The following is a 1,501-nucleotide window of genomic DNA, read 5'->3' as shown; positions in this document are numbered from 1 at the left end:
CGCCGCGCGGGCGACGTAACCGGCGAGCACGAGGTGTTGCTGGCGGGCAACCGCGAGACGCTCGAACTCACCCATCGCGCGGGCGACCGCGGCGTCTTCGCGGAGGGGGCAATCGACGCCGCAGCGTGGCTCGCCGACCGAGACGCGGGCTGGTACGCGTTCGACGACGTGCTCGACGAGTGATCATGTCCCATGGAATTACTGTAGCGCATACCACGATCGACGAATAAATACCGTGACTCATCCATCGACACACCAATGACGCTCGAATCCGACGTATCCGATCTCTGGAACCGCTATCAGGACGGACTCACAGCCGACGAGACGACGACCGGCGACGAGGCGGTACTCGAGGCGTTCCTCGAGGCGCTCGAAGCCGGCGAGGTCCGCGCCGCCGAGAAGACCGGCGACGACGTCACCTCGTGGCGGGCCAACGAATGGGTCAAGCGGGGGATCCTCCTCAACTTCGGCCTGCGCGAGACACGACCCCGCGAGTACGGCGGTGTCACGTACTACGACGTGCTGCCACTGCGTGACACCGCCGACCTCGGCGAGCGCGGCACGCGCAACACCCCCGACGGGACCGCGATCCGCCGAGGGGCGTACCTCGGCAGCGACTGCATCATGATGAGTCCCTCGTTCGTCAACATGGGCGCGTACGTGGGCGACGGCGCGCTCGTCGACTCCTGTGACACGGTCGGCTCCTGTGCGCAGATCGGCGCGAACGTCAAACTCGGCGCGAACACGCTGATCGGGGGGGTGCTCGAACCCGTCGAGGACGCGCCGGTCGTGATCGAGGCCGGCGCGTCGCTCGGAGCCGGCTGCCGAGTCACGAGCGGGTTCCGAGTCGGCGAGAACTCGATCGTCGGCGAGAACACGCTCCTCACGCCCCGAATCCCCGTCTACGATCTCGTGGAGGAGGAGGTAATCTACGGCCATCTCCCCGCCGACCGCCGGGCGTTCACGCGGATGGTCGAGTCCTCGATCGGGGACCACGACCTGTTCGAGGGCGGCGCGTACAAGCCCGCAGTCGTCGCGACGGACGTCGAGGCGGAGACGCTGGAGGCGACCCGGCGGGAGGATGCCCTCCGCGAATGAGCGACCTCGAAACCGGCCGAACTGTCGAGAGCGAGACCAAGGGGTCCCCGGAGTCGAACCCGTCGGTCCGTCGGGTCGACGACTGGGACGCCGGTCGCCTCCACGAGCTCGCCACCGGTCACGACACCCCGCTGTACGTTCAGGACCTCGATCGCGTGCGCGAGAACTGCGACCGTCTCCGGGCCGCGTTCCCCGACGCTGACCTCCGATACGCGGTGAAAGCACACACCGGTCGTGCCGTCTTGGAGACGGTTCGCGAGGCCGGGATCGACGCGGAGTGCGCGTCCGCGGGCGAGGTCGACCGGGCCCTCGCTGCCGGGTTCGCGGGCGACCGGATCCACTACACCGCGGTCAACCCCCCGGCTCGCGACTTGGCATACGTCGTCGACGCCGCGGACCGGCG

At 68.7% G+C, this 1,501-nt stretch carries 2 protein-coding genes and 1 pseudogene; all 3 read left to right on the top strand.

Going from position 1 to position 1,501, the window contains the following annotated elements; translation table 11 throughout:
- A partial coding sequence (locus ACFQEU_RS15765; protein ID WP_379783709.1) for a dihydrodipicolinate reductase C-terminal domain-containing protein occupies nucleotides 1-183 on the top strand: 183 nt, incomplete at its 5' end.
- A gap of 75 nt (nucleotides 184-258) precedes the next feature.
- Entirely contained in the window at nucleotides 259-1,098 is an 840-nt protein-coding gene (locus ACFQEU_RS15760; RefSeq protein ID WP_379783707.1) for a 2,3,4,5-tetrahydropyridine-2,6-dicarboxylate N-succinyltransferase, read from the top strand.
- A pseudogene (locus ACFQEU_RS15755) lies at nucleotides 1,095-1,501 on the top strand (diaminopimelate decarboxylase); the annotation flags it as partial. The gene ACFQEU_RS15760 and the pseudogene ACFQEU_RS15755, both read left to right, overlap by 4 nt.

The sequence above is a fragment of the Halorubrum tibetense genome (assembly GCF_042661865.1).
In the GTDB taxonomy this organism is placed as follows: domain Archaea; phylum Halobacteriota; class Halobacteria; order Halobacteriales; family Haloferacaceae; genus Halorubrum; species Halorubrum tibetense.
The sequence above is the reverse complement of the archived record's forward strand: the minus strand, read 5'-3'. Positions and strand labels throughout refer to the sequence as shown.

What these genes read in the sequence shown, in the direction of transcription:
- ACFQEU_RS15760 (WP_379783707.1), top strand. Translation starts at nt 259, where the DNA reads ATGACGCTCGAATCCGACGTATCCGATCTCTGGAACCGCTATCAGGAC.